This is a genomic window from Pseudomonas sp. CCC4.1 (assembly GCF_035019225.1).
GTDB classification, from domain to species: domain Bacteria; phylum Pseudomonadota; class Gammaproteobacteria; order Pseudomonadales; family Pseudomonadaceae; genus Aquipseudomonas; species Aquipseudomonas bubulae.
The window spans coordinates 17,110-32,019 of record NZ_JASJWL010000054.1; the positions used below are offsets into that span (position 1 = coordinate 17,110).

A 14,910-nucleotide genomic window follows, 5' to 3' on the forward strand; every position below is an offset into this window, starting at 1 on the left:
AGACTTTAAATGCCTTCTTCCGTTCTTGCCGGTATGACCCTTCTTGTTCTAGGGGAAAGCCACATGAGCCTGCCTAACTGTTTGATGGAGCCGCTGCACGCCAACCTGACCCAGCAGGGCGCAAATGTGCACTCGATTGGCGCGTGCGGTGCCAGTGCCGGCGATTGGTTGATTACCAAAAAAGTCGATTGTGGAGCCGAAGAAAAGGGTAACGGTAAAATTGTGATCAGGGGGCGTGACGCGACCACTACGCCGATCAAGGAGTTGCTTGCAGCGGATAAACCGGATCTGGTGGTGCTGGTGATTGCAGACACTATGGCCTCTTACGACAAGCCGGTGTTTCCCAAGGCGTGGGCGTGGCAAAACGTGTCTGCCCTGGCCAAGGAAATTACCGCCAATGGCGCCAAGTGCGCCTGGGTAGGCCCGGCGTGGGGCAAGGAAGGTGGCATGTACAAGAAGAACGATGCCCGCACCAAGCTGATATCTGCGTTCCTGGCGACCAATGTTGCACCTTGTACTTACATCGATTCGCTGGAGTTTTCCAAGCCGGGGCAGTGGGTGACCACTGACGGCCAGCATTTTACTGTGGCGGGTTACAAATCCTGGGCCAACGCCATCGGTGATGCATTGGGCAAGCTGCCCCCTGAAGCGGTCAGTGCCAAGGGTGCAAACAAGTGATCCGAGCTGTATTGAGCGCGGCAGTGTTGTTTTGCAGCGCGCATGCGCTGGCTGCCGACGTTGCGCTGTACCCCACTGGCCCCGATCAGGACGCCGCCTTTATCCGCTTCGTCAACGCCACCGCTGCCCCTCTGGACGTAATGGGCCAGCCCGGGCAACCACCGTTGCGCCTTGAAACGGCAGCGCCTGCTTCATTGTTGTTCCCGGTGGATTCGGGCAAGGCCGTCAAGGGCTCGCTGGCCAGTGGTGCGCACCAGTTGGCCCTGGACCTCAAGGTCGAGCCGGGTGAGTTCGCGACCATTGTGGTGGTGCCGCAAGGCGACGGGATCGAACAAGTCGCCGTGCGCGAAACACCGGATGACTTCAACGGCCTCAAGGCTTCGCTGGCGTTTGTCAATGTCGACAAGTCCTGCAGCGATGCCAGTCTGCGTCCTGCCGGGCGCACGGGCGATCTGTTCAAGGCGGTACCGTTCGCCAGTCTGCAGCGACGTTCAATCAACCCGGTAAACCTGTCAGTGCAACTGGTATGTGCCAACGCCAACACCGGCGCGCCGCTGGACCTGGGCGCACTCAAGGCTGGCGAACGCTACAGCGTGCTGCTGCTGCCATCTGCCAGCGGGCCGCGTTTGTTGAGTACCACGGACACGCTGTCCCACTGATCGGATTCTGCTGCCACCATGGTCTTCGCCTCACTCGAGTTCCTGACGCTGTTTTTACCGGCCTTTATGCTGGTCTACGCCCTGGGCAAGCCGCAGTGGCGCAACGTGATTCTGTTGATCGGCAGCTGGCTGTTCTATGGCTGGTTGAACCCGATGTTCCTCGCGTTGCATGTGGCTTTGACGGTCGTGGCATGGCTTGGCGGGTTGCTCATCGATCGCAGTCGTGAGGACTCCCGGGGCAGGGTGCGGCTGTTGATTGCGTTGATTGTGTTCAACACGGCGGTGCTGTGCTGGTACAAGTACGCCAATATCCTGGCCGCGACCTGGATTGACTGGATCACGTATCCGGGGGCGATGCCGCTGGAATGGCAGCGGGTGGCGCTGCCCGCCGGGCTGTCGTTTATCGTGCTGCAGGCGATTTCCTATCTGGTGGATGTACATCGCCACACCGTGCCGGTGGAGCGCAGCTTGATCAATTACGCCACCTATATCTCGATGTTCGGCCACTCGATTGCGGGGCCGATCATTCGTTATGACTGGGTGCGTCGCGAACTCACCCAACGTTATTTCGACTGGCAGAATTTCTCCCTGGGTGCGCGCCGTTTCATGATCGGCATGTGCATGAAAGTGCTGGTTGCCGACACCCTGTCGCCGCTGGTGGATGTTGCGTTTCACCTCGACAACCCCTCTTTTGTCGACGCCTGGATCGGCTGCCTGGCCTACTCGCTGCAATTGTTTTTCGACTTTGCAGGCTATAGCGCCATGGCCATTGGCCTGGGCCTGATGCTGGGTTTTCATTTCCCGGAAAACTTCAACCAGCCGTATCTGGCCAGCAGCATTCAGGACTTCTGGCGGCGCTGGCACATGTCGTTGTCCAGCTGGCTGCGGGACTATCTTTATATCGCCCTGGGCGGCAACCGCAACGGTGCCTGGAAAACCTATCGCAACCTGTTCCTGACCATGGCCATTGCGGGGCTGTGGCATGGCGGTGACAGCTGGAACTACCTGCTATGGGGCGCGGCCCACGGTATTGCGCTGTGTGTGGACCGGTTGTGGTCGCGTTCCAGCCTGCCGCGCATTCCGTCATGGTTGTCACATACATTGACGCTGCTGTTTGTGTTTATGGCCTGGACCTTGTTCCGCGCTCAGGATTTTGCTTCAGCCCTGAATATGTACGCCGGTCAGTTGGGTTTGCACGAGTTTGCCCTGGGCGACGCGCTGGCCGTGACCCTGCGCTCGGCTCACGGCCTGGCGGCATTGCTGGGGGTGGCGTGCATCATCGCGCCGTTGTTCAAGCGCCGGTATGAAGAGCGTTTTGGTGCGCAATTCTGGTTTGCGCCGATGGCGGCGCTGTGGCCAGTCGCGGGTTTTCTGCTGTCGTTCGCCTTGATAGCGAGCCGTGAAGCGGTGCCCTTTCTGTACTTCCAGTTCTGATGGTCGCGCCCATGTCCTCGTCATCGCCCAAACCGGCTGTAGCCACTGAATTCACTGCCCGTGTGAGCAGATTTGGCGGTGCAGTGTTTGTGCTGTTTCTGGCGGCGAGCTTTGCCTCGTCCCTGTGGTTGTTTGCCAGCGGCAAAATACAGATGCTTGCCCCCGACCTGAGCCGTGATGCGGTGCTGCATGGCGAGGTGACCCACAGAATTGCCAAGCAGTTGTCCGAGTCCGGCCTTGCACAAAAGGCGGCCGATCTGGAGCGTGGCGCCAGCTGGTTGCTGTTCCACGACACCGGCGCGCGGGTGCGTCCGGGCTGTGCGGGCTGGCTGTTTTTGACCGACGAAATGCGTATCAACCGTCATGCTCAGGTTAATGCTCAAACCAAGGCTGCAGCGGTGCGCGATATCCAGCAGCAACTGGCCAGACGGGGTATTGAACTGCTGGTGGCCGTGGTGCCGGACAAGAGCCGGATTGCCAGTGCGCAACTCTGTGATTTACGCCGCCCGGTGCAGTTGCAACATCGCGCCGAAGCCTGGGTTGAGGGATTGAACAAGGCAGGGGTGAGCGCTGTGGATCTCGCGCCAGTTCTTCAGTCTGTGGGCAGCGATGCCTATCTGCGCACTGATACCCACTGGAGTGAAGCCGGGGCCTCGGCGGCAGCCATGGCCATTGCCGTGCAGGTACAGGCAATGGGGATCAGCGCCACGCCGCACAAGGATTATGAAACTGTGCTGCAAGACCTGTCGCGTCGCCCGGGAGACCTGGTGCGACTGGCCGGTCTTGAATGGTTGCCAGTGGGGTTGCAACCCGCTGCGGAATCGGTGGCGGCCAGCCGGTTCAGTGAGGAAATCGATTCATCCCAAAGCGATGCAGATAACCTGGATGATCTGTTTGGCGATGACAACCTGCCCAACGTTGCTTTGATTGGCACTTCGTTTTCGCGTAACTCCAACTTTGCCGGTTTTTTGCAGCAGGCCTTGGGTGCGCCTATAGGTGACTTTTCCAAGGACGGTGGCGAGTTCTCCGGTGGTGCCAATGGCTACTTCAGCAACCCTGCATTCGTGCAGACACCGCCAAAACTGGTGATCTGGGAAATCCCCGAGCGTGATTTGCAGACGCCTTACAGCGAGCCAATAAAACTGTAACCCGTAGCAGCTGCCGCAGGAACGAGGCTGCGTCCGGCGACGCAGTCGCCGCAAAATCAGGCACTGCGGTGTGCCAGGTAAACCCGACTCGCAGGGTTTACGGTCGCTTCGCAACCGAACGCAGCCTCGTTCCTGCGGCAGCTGCTACGGACGGTCAGCCAAGGTGCTAGTCTGGTGATCAGACACCTGCCCATCACGGTCACGCTACCATGCCCGCAAGCCCGTCAACACACTGCGCTACACCCCGGTTCTGGCGGGACGCGCAGTTGCCCTTTATCGAAGCGCGCTCCATCGCCGATGGCCGTAAGGTCTGCTATGCCCGACACTCCCACGAGATTTTCTCCATCGGCGCCATCACCTCCGGCTGCTGCACTTACCTGCATGAGAAAACCAGTCACGGTATCAGCGCCGGCACGGTGGTGTTGATGAACCCGGGAGATGTCCACGCCTGTAATCCGCTGGACGACCAGCCATGGTCCTATGTGATGCTGTATGTCGATGCGCAGTGGCTGGCAGGCATTCAACAGGCCTTTGACGATCAGGCCAGCGGGGTGTTCCAGCCCCTGGCGGCCACCCACACCCGCTCGCCGGGGTTGTTCAATGGCCTGACCGCCCTGTATGCGCAGCTGGTCGACCCGCACCTCGAGGGGCTGGCCAAGCACGAGTCGGCGGTCAAGTTCTTTTCAGCGATGCAACAGGAACTGGGCGGCCCGCTGGTGCTTCGCAAGAGCGCCAATGCACGGGTGGAGCGCGCCGCCAAATTTATCGACGAGCGTTTCCTGCACACCATTCGCCTGCAGGATATCTGTGCCGCCGCCAGCCTGTCGGAGGCTTACCTGATCCGTGCCTTCGAGCAGCGTTACCATATGACGCCCCACGCCTATCTGATCAATCGGCGCATTCAACATGCCCAGGCGCAACTGCGCGAAGGGGCGTTGATCGCCGATATCGCCCAGCAAACCGGTTTTGCCGATCAGGCGCATTTCCAGCGGGTGTTCAAAAAACACCTCGCGGCCACGCCCGGGCAGTACAAGGGCTAAAACCACAGCAAGGACACCGCGCAGCCCGCCAGCATGGCCGCCATGCCGCGATTGAACAGGCGGATGCGCCGGGTGCTGTGCAGGTAACGGCTCAGAAAGGCGCCGGTGTAGGCCCAGCAGGCCACTGACAGGTAGCAGACTACAAAGTAGATCAGTGCAAATGCCCAGATCAGCGTGGCTTCGCCCCCCGAAACAAACGCGCCCATACCTGCAACCGCCGCCAGCCAGGCTTTGGGGTTGAGCCATTGCATGGCGGCGCCGGTAAAAAACGATGGCTGCCGGGCGTCCCCGCCAAACTCGATGCGGCCGTTATCCATCGCCAGTTTCCAGGCCAGGTACAACAAAAATGCCATGCCGGCCCAGCGGATCAGGTCGGTGAGGATCGGCCACTGCTTGAGCACTTCATGCAGGCCAAAACCGGTAAACAGCAGCAACACCACAAAACCGACGGTGGCCCCCAGCACATGGCGCAGACTGGGCCCCAGGCCGAACTGCATACCCGAACTCAGGGCCACCACATTCACCGGCCCCGGTGAGATGGAGGCTGCCAGGGCGAACGCCGCCATTGAAATCAGCACGCTCATCGTTATTGTTCTCCGCTCCAAGGTTGAGCCCTGAGGTTATGGGGCGCGGACCCAAGCGTATTGAACAAAACTCCCCTGTACGGAGGCATCTTGCGTTTATGAAATTTAATCTGTATTTTTTCATGAAAATAAATGATTTAAATTTCATGGCGGCCCGGGATGAACAAGCAAGAAGAGATGGCCGCCCTGGCCATCCTTATCCACGACCTGCGCAAGCACAAGAAGTACACGCTCAAGGAACTGGCCGATAAAATTGGCCGCTCCGTGGGTTTTTTGTCCCAGGTCGAGCGCGGCCTGTCCCAGCCCACGGTGGCCGACCTGACGGCCATCAGTGAAACCCTGGGTGTGCCCACCACCTATTTCTACAGTTTGCCCAAGCCCAAGCAGTTGCCCTGGGTGACCCGCCCGGACGAGCGACGCACGCTGTACCTGGGCAACGGCATCACCGATATCCTGGTCTCGCCACAAATCCGTGCGTCGTTCTCCATGCTCGAAAGCCTGCTGGAAGCGGGCGCCAGCAGCGGCGAACGGCTTATGACCGACAGCTCGGAGCAGGGCGGCTATGTCATTGAAGGGCAATTGACCCTGTGGCTGGGCGACGACGCTGAGCCTGCCACCCTCAATGCCGGTGACAGTTTCCAGTTCGACAGCCATACGCGCTGTCGCTACGCCAACCTGACACAGCAGCTTGCCCGCGTGCTGTGGGTTTACACCTGATAACAACAAAGGAACCTTGAAGATGGATGCTGCCTGCTCTGATCTGCTGGCCGAAGTGCGTGCGTTTCGTCAGCGCAACCCCGAGGTGCGTTATGTCGACCTGATCTCCCTGGATATCCCCGGGCATTTCTACGGCAAGCGTTACCCCATCGACATGCTGGAAAAAGTCGCGGCCGGCAGCGTCCTGAAACTGCCGCAGAACTGTGTGTTGCTAGGGGTGCAGGGCGGATTGTTCAAGATAGGCGACTATTGTTTCAACGATGGCGACCCGGATGCCGTGCGGCGTCTGGTACCGGGCACGCTCAAGCCGGTGACCTGGGAAGACAAGCCCCTGGGCCAGATGCTGATCACTTCTGACGGCACTGAACAGCCGATCGTCTTTGAGCCCCGCGAAGTCCTGGCCCGGGTGCTGGCCCGGCTGGCGCGCAAAGGCATTCGCCCGGTGGTGGCGTTCGAGCTGGAGTTCTACCTGTTCGACAAGAAGCTGCGCGATGGCTTGCCGCAGTTCCCCCGTGATCACTTGAGCGATGATGCCGACGATCAGCCCACTATGCATATCGAGCGGTTGTCGCGCTTTGCCCCGGTGCTGGATGACATGGTCGATGCGGCCCAGGCCCAAGGGATTGATGCCACCGTGATTACGGCCGAGCTGGGCCCGGGGCAGTTCGAAATCAATTTCGCTCACCTCGATGACGGTTTGCGTGCCGCGGACTGGGCGGCGCTGTTCTGTCGCAGCACCCGCGGGGTGGCGCTCAAGCATGGCTATCGCGCCAGCTTTATGGCCAAACCCTACCTGGAGCACCCGGGCAGCGGCATGCATGTGCATGTCAGTCTGTACGACGCGGGCGGCAACAACTTGCTGGCGGCCAACCAGCAGCAGCCCTTGCGCCACGCTATCGGCGGTTGCCTGGAATTACTGCCGGCGTGCATGCCGATATTTGCACCTAACCACAATGCTTTTCGCCGCCTGGGCGGTACGACCAATATCGCCACCCAGGCCAGTTGGGGGTATGAGGACCGCGATGCGTGCTTGCGTATCCCGGAATCGGACAGTAAAAACCTGCGGGTCGAGTATCGCCTTGCGGGCGCTGATGCCAATCCGTATCTGGTATTGGCGGCGATTCTGGTGGGGCTCGAACACGGGCTGGAAGCGGGCAAGGAGCCGATCCTGCCCCTGAACGAAGACCGCAGCAGCGGCATCGCCTTCCCGCTGGACATGCTTGAGGCCGTGCGCGCCATGCAGCACCAGCCGCAGCTGCGTGAAGGGCTGGGCGGCGAATTTGTCGATGTGTACTGCGAGAACAAGCGCCAGGATCATCTGGCCTTTATGCAGGAAATCAGTGCCCGGGAATATCGCTGGTTTATGTAAAAACCCATACAAGAGTTTTTGATCGCAACAATGCCTACTCCTGACAGCAGGTTTTCAGGTGAGAGCTGCTATACCTAATGATCAAATCAGATGCTGGTCAGTCAGGGCGATGAAAAATACAAGGTTCAATAGAGCTGCAACGGCTTTGCCGCTGTTGCTGTTCGTGCAGGTGGCACATGCTGATCAGCCTGCGGACTCACAATGGTTATTGCTGGCCAGCCCCTTTGTCTGGGCGCCCTCCATGAGCGGGCAGGCGGCGCTTGGCGGGGTCAATACCAAGGTTGATGTTCCGTTTGCGGATGTCTGGGAAAACCTGAGCACGGTATTTATGGGCAATCTGGAATTGACCAATCGCACACTGGGTTTTTATATCGACGGCGTCCACGCTAAAACCGATCAGTCCGAACGGGTGTACGGGCGCAAGGTGGGCCTGGCGATCACCCAGAGCACCCTGGCTGTCGGCACCTATTACCGGGCCTATGAGTATGAGTTGGGTGGTCAAACGATTTTTGGCGAGCCGCGCACCTGGCGTGTCGAACCTACGATCGGTGTGCGCTGGACCAAGCTGTCAACCAAGCTGGACATTGACTCGCTGGGGTTCAGCACCAAGAAAAAAACCGAGTGGACCGACCCGTTCGTAGGGCTGCGCATGCAGGCTGACCTGACCGACCGCTGGACCCTGTCCGGTGAAACCGACACCGGCGGGCTGGATACCTCCTCAAAGAAAACCTGGAACGCCCAGGGCTACCTGGGTTATCGCATGTACCTGGCCGATCACCCCACGATCATCCGCGTCGGCTATCGGGTTCTGGCGCAAAATTACCGCACCACCGACTTTACCGGCAACAAGTTCAAGTACGACGTGACCCAGCGCGGCCCGGTACTGGGCCTGTCCATGCGCTTCTGACAAGTACCGAGGAGACAAGGGAATGCAACTGCTCAAACACACCCGCAACCTGACGCTGGCCATGGCGGGCTTTATGCTGGCGCTGCCGGTGGCTACTGCCTGTACCCGCCTGGTGTATCTGGGGGACAACGACAGGGTGATTACGGCGCGTTCGATGGACTGGAAAACCGACGTGGCCACCAACCTGTGGATCTTCCCCCAGGGCATGCAGCGCACAGGTGAAGTAGGGCCGGGGTCGCTGAAGTGGACATCAAAGTACGGCAGCGTGATTGCCAGCGGCTATGACATTTCCACCACCGACGGCGTCAACGAAGCGGGGCTGTCGGCTAACCTGCTGTGGCTGGTCGAGTCCGAGTACCCGCCAGTCAATCAGGGTAAACCGGGGCTGAGCATTGCCGCCTGGGCCCAGTATGTACTGGACAATTTCAGCAGCGTTGCCGAAGCGGTGGCGGTGCTCAAGACTGAACCCTTTACCGTGGTTACCGCCAATGTGCCGGGTGAAAGTCGCCTGGCGACCTTGCATCTTTCAATGTCCGATGCATCGGGTGACAGCGCCATCATTGAGTTTATCGATGGCAAGCAGGTGATCCACCATGATCGCAGCTATCAGGTCATGACCAACTCCCCGGCGTTCGATGCCCAACTGGCCATGAACGCCTACTGGCAAGCCATCGGCGGGACGGTAATGCTACCGGGTACCAATCGCTCGGCGGACCGTTTTGCCCGGGCCTCGTTTTACGTCAATGCGGTGCCGAAAAACCAGGACTCGCGCTTGTCGCTGGCCAGTGTATTCAGCGTGATCCGCAACGTTTCAGTGCCGTATGGCATCACCACTCCCGGCGAGCCGAATATTTCCTCGACGCGCTGGCGCTCGGTAATCGACCACAAGCAGGGGCTGTACTTTTTCGAGTCGGCCATTACACCAAACACCTTCTGGGTGGACTTGAACAAGATCGATTTCACCAGGGCTACAGGCGCGGTCAAAAAACTGGATCTGGGCCCGGACCAAAGCACCATTTACTCCGGGGAGGTTTCAAGCCGCTTCAAGGCCACTCCGGCCTTCAAGTTTGAAGGGGCGTAAGGGGTTAACCCTGTTCGGCTGTGTGCTCCGGAACCAGACGAATTTCTACGCGTTGGCCTAATGCCCGTGCGGCGCTGGCCAGGGTGGCCAGGGTCATGCCTGGGTCATTCTGGTCGAGCGCCCGATCCACCGCCGTGCGGCTGGTATGCATGCGGTCGGCCAGGTTTTTTTTGCTGACGTGCTGCTCTTTCATGGCCTGGGTTATCTGCCAGGCAATAACGCGTTTGAGTGCGGCGGCCGAAACCTCTTCTGCAAGGCCTTGTTCCGAGAGAAAGTCGTCAAAGTCGGAGCCGATATGGTTATTCATGCGCTGTACCTCGTAGTTTTGCATGGCGCTGCCTGGCGGTTTGCAGATCCACCGCCGGGGCTTTCTGACTTTTCTTGATAAATCCGTGAAGCAGGATCATCTGTGAGCCGATTACCGTAAAGATTATACGGGCAATGACGCCATCCAGATCAGAGCGAACTTCCCACAGTTTTGGCTCCAGTTTGCGAACAACCGGCATGCCAATCGGCCAGCCAAGTTGCACGGTCTTAATATCGGTGCCAATCAGTCGTCTTTGCTCGCGCCCAAGGCCGATTAACCATTCGCGAACGGGTTCGTTACCGGCTTCGGTGCGAAAAAATGCAACCGTCAGGATGGGAGGGATTCCAGTCATGAACTTGAGTGTACCTAAAATGGTACATCTATCAAGCGCGCCTGATCTCCAGATGACCAGTGGCTCAAGCCCGTGCGATCACCTGTCGTGCTTTTAAAACGTCTGCCCCATGGAGAACTGGAACACCTGTGTTTCTGCATCATCCGGTTTGTGGATGGGCAGCGCGAGGTTGACGCTCAGCGGGCCCATCGGGCTGTACCAGGTCACGCCCACCCCTACGGAACTGGCCATCTGGCTGAGGTCCACGCCGCCACAGCCGGTGGTGGTGCTCAGGTAGCATTTGTCCGAGTACACGCTGCCCACATCCCAGAACAGCGAGGTGCGCAGGGATTTGTTGTCCTTGATAAAGGGCATCGGGAACAGGTACTCGACCCCGCCGGTGATCATGATATTGCCGCCTAGCGCCTCGGTGTCGCGGTCGGAGTAGTACGCCTGCCCGGCGCTGCTATAGGTGCCGGTGGCCGGGGTGTTGCGCGGGCCCAGGGTGCCGCTTTCAAAACCGCGCACCGTGCCTTCACCGCCCGCAGTGTAGTTTTCATAGAATGGCAGGCCATCGGTGGAGCCATAGCCGTTGCCGTATCCCAGCTTGGTGTGAAAGCGCAGTGAGGTGGATGCACTGACGGGCAGGAAGGTCTGGCCGGTGTAGTCGATCTTGTAGAAGCTCAGGTCGCTGCCGGGCACCGTGACCATCAGGTTAAGGTTTTGCGCATAGCCGCGGGTAGCCAGGATGCCCTTGTTCAGGGTCGATTCCGACCAGCCCAGGTTGGCCTTGAAATTGGTAAATTCCTTGCCTTCGCGGTCGATAAAATCATAGATCTCGTCGGCACTGTAGGTGCCGGGCTCGATGCTGTCGTGCTGCGCGGTGAGGCCGAAATTGATCCGTGAGGTTTCATTGATCGGGTAGCCCAGGGTGGCACCGGCGCCATAACTGTTGATCGAGTAGTACGACACGCCATCGTCGTAGTAATCGTTGTAGTCGGTCTTGTTGTAGAACGCGTTGTAGCCAAGGCTGACGCCATCCTTGGTGAAGTACGGATCGGTAAAACCGATGTTGTACTTGCTCTGGTACTCGGAGCGGGTCAGGCCCAGGCTGGCGGAGTTGCCCGTGCCCAGAAAGTTGTTCTGGGTGATAGAACCACCAAGAATCAGGCCGGCACTCTGGGCAAAGCCGACGCTGGCAGTGATCGAGCCGGAAGACTGCTCTTCAACGCTGTAATTGACGTCAACCTGATCGTCGACTCCCGCCACCGCCGGGGTCTCGACGTTGACTTCCTTGAAGTAACCCAGGCGCTCAAGCCGCGTTTTGGACTGGTCGATCAGGTAGGTCGAAGCCCAGCCGCCTTCCATCTGGCGCATCTCTCGGCGCAAGACCTGGTCTTCGGTCTTGGTATTGCCGCGAAAGTTGATGCGGTTGGCATACGCGCGCTTGCCCGGGTCGACCACGAATTCGATATCTACCGTGTTGCCGTCCTTGCTTGGGACCGGCACCGCGTTGACGTTGGCAAAGGTATAGCCTTCGTTGCCCAGGCGGCGGGTGATCAGGTCCGAGGTGGAGGTCATCAGCTTGCGCGAAAATACCTGGCCCTTTTGTACCAGCAGCAAGGCGTGGATCTGATCTTCGGGTACTTTAAGGTCACCGCGCAGCGTAATGTCGCGCACGGTGTATTTGGCGCCTTCGCTGATATTGACGGTGATGAAGACCTGCTTTTTGTCCGGGCTGATCGACACCTGGGTCGACAAGATTTCCATATTGATATAGCCGCGGTCCATGTAGTACGAGCGCAAACGCTCCAGATCGCCGGACAGTTTTTCCCGGGCATACTTGTCATCGTTCTTGAAGAACGACAGCCAGTTGCTGGTCTTGAGGGTGAACTGATCGTCCAGCTCGGTCTGGTCGAAGACGGTATTGCCCACCACATTGATGTGCTTGATCGCGGCCACTTCGCCTTCGTCGATCCTGATCTTGAGGCCGACGCGGTTGCGCGGCTGGGCCACCACCTCGGCGTCCACCGCGGCCGAGTAACGCCCCTGGGCTACGTACTGACGCAGCAGCTCATTGCGTACACCTTCGAGCGTGGCGCGCTGGAACACTTCGCCTTCGGCCAGCCCCGATTGCTTGAGGCCTTTCATCAGGTCATCGGTGGAGATCGCCTTGTTGCCCTCGATGTCGATACTGGCAATGGACGGCCGCTCGACTACGGTGATCACCAGGACGTCGCCGTCGCGGCCCAGCTGGATATCTTGAAAGAATCCGGTCTTGAACAGTGCGCGTGTGGATTCCACCAGTTGCTGGTCATCGACCTGTTCGCCAACGTTCAAGGGCAGGGCACCGAACACGCTGCCGGCGGACACCCGCTGCAGGCCGTTGATGCGGATATCGGCAATCTTGAAGCCCTGGGCGTGGGCCAGTGAGGCATTGAGCAGCAGTGCAACCGAGCAGAGCAGGCGCGCAAAATTCATGTAGATCATTTATCCAGGACACATCGACAAACAGCACAAGCAGGCTGGTGGAGGTCCAGCATAAAAGCTCGGGGCGTATGGTGCGGTTAACCGAGTGTCAAGTTAGGTAAAGGTTGGCTGCAGGCAATGACGCTGCGGGCCGCAAGGACGATAATGGGCAGATCCCCCCTTCAAGAGTTCGCCATGATCCGTGTATTGCTCGTCGACGATGACCAGGAACTGACCGGTTTGCTCAGTGAGTATCTGGAGCGCGAAGGCTTTGAAGCGACTGCGGTGCATACCGGGGAAGAGGGCGAGGTGCAGGCTTTGTCCGGGCAATTCAGCATTGTGGTGCTGGATGTGATGCTGCCGCGACTGTCGGGGATCGAAGTGCTGCGGCGCATTCGCGCGCGCAGTCAGGTGCCGGTGGTGTTGCTCACTGCCCGTGGCGACAACATCGACCGCATCACCGGCCTGGAGCTGGGTGCCGATGACTATGTGCCCAAACCCAGCTCGCCGGGGGAGCTGGTGGCGCGTTTGCGCGCCATCATGCGCCGGGTGCAGCCGGCGGAGCAGGCCACCACCGAGGTGATCAAGACCGGCCCGCTGGTGTTGTGGCCCGGCAAGCGCCAGGCGCTGTGGCAGGGACGGGAGCTGGGAGTGACCAGCACCGAGTTCAGCCTGCTCGAAGAGCTGGCCCGCAGTGCCGGGCAAGTGGTGAGCAAGCAGGACTTGTCGCTCAATGCCCTGGGCTGCCCGTTGACCCGCTATGACCGGCGTATCGACGTCCATATCAGCAGCATCCGCCAGAAGCTCGGCCCGCGACCAGATGCCAAGGCGTGGATCCAGAGCGTGCGCGGGCTCGGCTATCTGTTGATCGCGGAATGATGAAACCCAGTCGGCTGTTCTGGAAACTGTTCCTGGCCTTCTGGCTGGCCACCAGCCTGACGTTTTTTGTCGGTATCGGCATTATCACCTTGAGCCGCCAGGGCCCTGGCAACCCGCATCTGGATACCATTCTTGAAAGCGAAGAACAGTTGCTGCGCCAGTTTGGTGTCGAGGCCGGCAAGCAGTTGCTGCAGGTATGGCACCACCCCGATGACGAGGCCATTGCGGTGTATGACAGTGGCGGGCAACTGCTGGCCGGGCTGCCGATCGTGAATCCGGCGTTTGAGCGCACGGTGATCAGCAAGGAAGGCCTCACGCTGTTGCTCAGGTCGACGCGGGTGCCCGGCAATGGCGGTGGTGGGGAGGGCGGACCGGGGCTGATGCCATTGCTTATCGGCACCGTGATGAGCGCGCTGTTCAGCAGCTTTATGGCGTTTTACCTGGCCTGGCCGTTGGCCTATTTGCGTCGGGCGATGAGCGATGTGGCCCAAGGGCGATTCGAAACCCGGGTAAAGCCGTTTATGGGCGCGCGGCGTGATGAAATTGTCGACCTGGCCGAAGACTGCGACCGTATGGCCAACCAACTCAAGCTGCTGGTTGATGCCCAGCAACACTTGTTGCATGACATCTCCCATGAATTGCGTTCGCCCCTGACACGCATGCAGGCCGCCATCGGGTTGTTGCATCAAAACCCGTCCCGCGCCGATATGGTCGAACGCATCGAGCGCGAATCGCAGCGCATGGACACCCTGATCGAAGCCCTGCTGACCCTGGCCCGGGTGCAAGGGCGGCCCGAGAGCATCGCACGCGAGCCGGTGGACATCATCGAGTTGCTGCACTTGATAGTCGAAGACGCGCAGTTCGAAGCGGGCATCAAGGGTTGTCGGGTGATCCTGGAAGGGTGCCCGTCCTTTGTCAGCCGGGTCAGTGGCGAACTGTTGTATCGCTGCTTTGAGAACGTGATCCGCAATGCAGTGCGCCATACCCGTGCCGACAGCACGGTGCTGGTAATGGCTGAAGCCAGCCCGGCGGGCCACTGCCTGACAGTACGGATCAACGATCAGGGTCCGGGTGTTGAAGAATCGCGGTTGCAGCGGATTTTCGACCCGTTTGAGCGGGGTGTCAGTGAGACGGGTAGCGGTTTTGGCCTGGGTCTGGCGATTGCTTCAAGGGCGGTGGAAATGCACGGCGGCAGCATCAAGGCGAGCAACCTTGCGAGCGGCGGCTTGAGTGTGACAATCACCTTGCCGCTGTAGATACTCTGTTGCAGGTCAAGCCCTATTGTGGGCTGTCTCTTATACACATCT

Annotated in this window: 15 protein-coding genes; 11 read left to right on the plus strand and 4 right to left on the minus strand. The window is 59.5% G+C overall.

Features of this window, described 5'->3' with window-relative positions; translation table 11 throughout:
• The first annotated feature begins 9 nt into the window (after nucleotides 1–9).
• The 5 genes from QN377_RS18105 to QN377_RS18125 all read left to right on the plus strand — a co-directional run bounded on the left by QN377_RS18105 (nucleotide 10) and on the right by QN377_RS18125 (nucleotide 4,959).
• Complete coding sequence (locus QN377_RS18105; RefSeq protein ID WP_095018812.1) at nucleotides 10–678, plus strand: SGNH/GDSL hydrolase family protein; 669 nt, start codon at nucleotides 10–12, stop codon at nucleotides 676–678.
• Nucleotides 675–1,337 (plus strand): alginate O-acetyltransferase AlgF, encoded by a 663-nt coding sequence (locus QN377_RS18110; RefSeq protein ID WP_095018813.1) that lies wholly within the window; start codon nucleotides 675–677, stop codon nucleotides 1,335–1,337. Before QN377_RS18105 ends, QN377_RS18110 begins: the two co-directional genes overlap by 4 nt.
• An 18-nt stretch (nucleotides 1,338–1,355) precedes the next feature.
• Entirely contained in the window at nucleotides 1,356–2,771 is a 1,416-nt protein-coding gene (locus QN377_RS18115; protein WP_095018814.1) for an MBOAT family O-acyltransferase, read from the plus strand.
• 11 nt (nucleotides 2,772–2,782) lie between these two features.
• A complete protein-coding gene (locus QN377_RS18120; RefSeq protein WP_095018886.1) occupies nucleotides 2,783–3,919 on the plus strand; it encodes an alginate O-acetyltransferase AlgX-related protein in 1,137 nt (378 codons plus the stop codon).
• Nucleotides 3,920–4,128: 209 nt separating this feature from the next.
• Nucleotides 4,129–4,959 carry an AraC family transcriptional regulator gene (locus tag QN377_RS18125; protein WP_095002327.1) on the plus strand — a complete coding sequence of 277 codons (831 nt, stop codon included), beginning with the start codon at nucleotides 4,129–4,131 and terminating at the stop codon, nucleotides 4,957–4,959.
• Here QN377_RS18125 and QN377_RS18130 read toward each other — a convergent pair.
• Nucleotides 4,956–5,543: a LysE family translocator gene (locus tag QN377_RS18130; protein WP_095018815.1), complete on the minus strand. Its 588-nt coding sequence runs from the start codon at nucleotides 5,541–5,543 to the stop codon at nucleotides 4,956–4,958. The genes QN377_RS18125 and QN377_RS18130 overlap by 4 nt on opposite strands.
• Before the next feature lie 159 nt (nucleotides 5,544–5,702).
• Between QN377_RS18130 and QN377_RS18135 the strand changes: the two genes are divergently transcribed.
• The 4 genes from QN377_RS18135 to QN377_RS18150 all read left to right on the plus strand — a co-directional run bounded on the left by QN377_RS18135 (nucleotide 5,703) and on the right by QN377_RS18150 (nucleotide 9,617).
• Nucleotides 5,703–6,260 (plus strand): helix-turn-helix domain-containing protein, encoded by a 558-nt coding sequence (locus QN377_RS18135; RefSeq protein WP_095002329.1) that lies wholly within the window; start codon nucleotides 5,703–5,705, stop codon nucleotides 6,258–6,260.
• A 22-nt stretch (nucleotides 6,261–6,282) separates the two neighbouring features.
• On the plus strand, nucleotides 6,283–7,629 hold the full coding sequence (locus QN377_RS18140; protein ID WP_095002330.1) for a glutamine synthetase family protein: 1,347 nt from the start codon (nucleotides 6,283–6,285) through the stop codon (nucleotides 7,627–7,629).
• A 145-nt stretch (nucleotides 7,630–7,774) separates the two neighbouring features.
• The gene (locus tag QN377_RS18145) at nucleotides 7,775–8,536 is read left to right on the plus strand and encodes a hypothetical protein (protein WP_095002331.1); all 762 of its coding nucleotides are present in this window, start codon (nucleotides 7,775–7,777) and stop codon (nucleotides 8,534–8,536) included.
• A 22-nt stretch (nucleotides 8,537–8,558) separates the two neighbouring features.
• Nucleotides 8,559–9,617, plus strand: a complete 1,059-nt coding sequence (locus tag QN377_RS18150; RefSeq protein ID WP_095018816.1) for a linear amide C-N hydrolase — start codon at nucleotides 8,559–8,561, stop codon at nucleotides 9,615–9,617.
• Between the two features lie 4 nt (nucleotides 9,618–9,621).
• Here the strand turns inward: QN377_RS18150 and QN377_RS18155 are convergent, their stop codons facing one another.
• The 3 genes from QN377_RS18155 to bamA form a co-directional block, all read right to left on the minus strand.
• Nucleotides 9,622–9,924, minus strand: coding sequence for an XRE family transcriptional regulator (locus tag QN377_RS18155; protein ID WP_165484571.1), 303 nt, complete (start codon nucleotides 9,922–9,924; stop codon nucleotides 9,622–9,624).
• Nucleotides 9,917–10,276, minus strand: coding sequence for a type II toxin-antitoxin system RelE/ParE family toxin (locus tag QN377_RS18160; RefSeq protein WP_095002334.1), 360 nt, complete (start codon nucleotides 10,274–10,276; stop codon nucleotides 9,917–9,919). Before QN377_RS18160 ends, QN377_RS18155 begins: the two co-directional genes overlap by 8 nt.
• A 93-nt stretch (nucleotides 10,277–10,369) precedes the next feature.
• Complete coding sequence (gene bamA / locus QN377_RS18165; protein WP_095018817.1) at nucleotides 10,370–12,736, minus strand: outer membrane protein assembly factor BamA; 2,367 nt, start codon at nucleotides 12,734–12,736, stop codon at nucleotides 10,370–10,372.
• A gap of 183 nt (nucleotides 12,737–12,919) precedes the next feature.
• On the opposite strand from bamA, the gene QN377_RS18170 reads away from it, so the two are divergent.
• Together QN377_RS18170 and QN377_RS18175 are read left to right on the plus strand one after the other, a co-directional pair.
• Nucleotides 12,920–13,603 (plus strand): response regulator transcription factor, encoded by a 684-nt coding sequence (locus QN377_RS18170; RefSeq protein WP_095018818.1) that lies wholly within the window; start codon nucleotides 12,920–12,922, stop codon nucleotides 13,601–13,603.
• Nucleotides 13,600–14,859, plus strand: a complete 1,260-nt coding sequence (locus QN377_RS18175; protein WP_095018819.1) for an ATP-binding protein — start codon at nucleotides 13,600–13,602, stop codon at nucleotides 14,857–14,859. Before QN377_RS18170 ends, QN377_RS18175 begins: the two co-directional genes overlap by 4 nt.
• The last annotated feature ends 51 nt before the right edge of the window (nucleotides 14,860–14,910 follow it).